Origin of the sequence: Ornithinibacter sp. (assembly GCF_035443565.1) — a bacterium.
Lineage (GTDB): Bacteria > Actinomycetota > Actinomycetes > Actinomycetales > Dermatophilaceae > Fodinibacter.
In genome coordinates this window covers 1-1,642 of the sequence record NZ_DAORSO010000322.1, presented here as the reverse complement: position 1 = coordinate 1,642, position 1,642 = coordinate 1, and the positions used below count along the sequence as shown (strand labels likewise).

At 69.2% G+C, this 1,642-nt stretch carries 3 protein-coding genes; all 3 read left to right on the top strand.

Annotated elements, in window-relative coordinates; genetic code table 11:
• A partial coding sequence (locus PLL68_RS14895; RefSeq protein WP_324535429.1) for a MauE/DoxX family redox-associated membrane protein occupies positions 1–226 on the top strand: 226 nt, incomplete at its 5' end.
• 21 nt (positions 227–247) lie between these two features.
• Complete coding sequence (locus tag PLL68_RS14890) at positions 248–1,057, top strand: DsbA family protein (protein ID WP_324535427.1); 810 nt, start codon at positions 248–250, stop codon at positions 1,055–1,057.
• The coding region (locus PLL68_RS14885; RefSeq protein ID WP_324535425.1) for a prolipoprotein diacylglyceryl transferase family protein at positions 1,054–1,642 on the top strand (589 nt) is incomplete at its 3' end. The genes PLL68_RS14890 and PLL68_RS14885, both read left to right, overlap by 4 nt.

Below are 1,642 nucleotides of genomic sequence, written 5' to 3'. Positions count from 1 at the left end.
CGTCTCGACCCTGCTCATGGTCGCCTTCATCATCGGCATCGCCCAGGCGTGGGCGAGGGGCCTGACCATCGACTGCGGATGCTTCGGTGGCGGCGGGCAGGTGGCCGCGGGTGAGACGAAGTACGGCACCGACATCGCCCGCGATGCGACCTTCGCCCTTGCCGGGGCCTGGCTGTGGTGGCGCCCGCGCTCCCTGGCCTCCCTTGACCGTCTGCTGTTCCGCTAAACCACGAGGAGACTGACCACCATGGCGAAGAACTCCGCCAAGGCCCCGGATCGGGGTGCCGCCAACGCGCGCGCGGCAAAGATCCAGGCTGCCCAGAAGTCCGCCGGGGGCGGGGCGAACAAGATCGTCGTCGCCACGGTCGTCGCGATCGTCGCGATCATCGCCACGGTGGGTGGCGTCGTCTGGAGCCAGATGTCGAAGGAGAACGACGTCACCGGAGGGGGCAACGCCCTTCCCGCGGGGGTCAGCGAGCTGGGCGAGGGGTACCCGGCCTTCCAGGACGTCACGCCCGTCGACGGTGCACCCACCGTCGACCTCTACGTCGACTACCAGTGCCCGGCGTGCGCCATGTTCGAGCAGGCCTTCGGGCCGACGCTGAGCGAGCAGGCCGCCGACGGCAAGATCAAGCTGGTCTACCACGTGAAGAACTTCCTCGACGACAACCTCAGGAACGACAGCTCCACGCGCTCCGCGAACGGGGCCTTCTGCGCCTCGGACGCCGGCAAGTTCCAGGAGTACAGTGACCAGCTCTTCCCCGGTCAGCCCGAGCGCGAGGGTGATGGCTGGACCGATGCCCAGCTCAAGGCATTCGCCGAGACCGCCGGTCTGAGCGGCGCGGACCTGACGACCTGGGAGTCCTGCGTCGCCGCAGGCAAGTACACCGACTATGTGAACTCGGTCGAGAAGCAGTCGTTCGCCGATGGCGTCAAGGGCACGCCCACCGTCAAGGTGAACGGCGAGGATCTCGACACCGGCACCCTGGTCAACGCCGAGGGCACGGCCTTCGACCCGGCCAAGCTCGTCGCGGCGCTCGAGGCTGCCGGCAAGTGATCGCCTCCCTGCCCAGCCCCACGGTCGGGGTGTGGCACCTGGGTCCGGTCCCGCTGCGGATGTACGCCGTGTGCATCCTGCTCGGGATCGTGGTCGCGGTGTGGCTCACCGGCCGACGCCTCGTCGACCGGGGCTACGAGGCTGGGCAGGCGCTCGACGTGGCTGCGTATGCCGTGCCGTTCGGCATCGTCGGCGGCCGGATCTACCACGTCATCACCACCCCTGACCCCTACTGGGGTGAGGGCGGCAACCCGGTCGACGCGCTGAAGATCTGGGAGGGCGGCCTCGGCATCTGGGGCGCGATCGCCCTCGGGGCGTTCGGCATCTGGGTCGGCTGCCGGCAGGTCGGTATCCGCTTCCTGCCCTTCCTGGATGCCGCGGTGCCGGGTGTGGCGCTGGCGCAGGCGATCGGACGCGTCGGGAACTGGTTCAACAACGAGCTGTACGGCGGCCCCACGACGCTGCCGTGGGGGCTGACCATCCACCAGTGGGACCAGGGCGCCGGTCGGGCTGTCGAGGACGCCTCGGGCAACCCCGTCGTCCTCGGGGTGTTCCACCCGACGTTCCTGTACGAGATGATCTGGC

Coding starts and splice junctions, on each gene's coding strand:
- PLL68_RS14890 (WP_324535427.1), top strand. CDS start 248: ATGGCGAAGAACTCCGCCAAGGCCCCGGATCGGGGTGCCGCCAACGCG.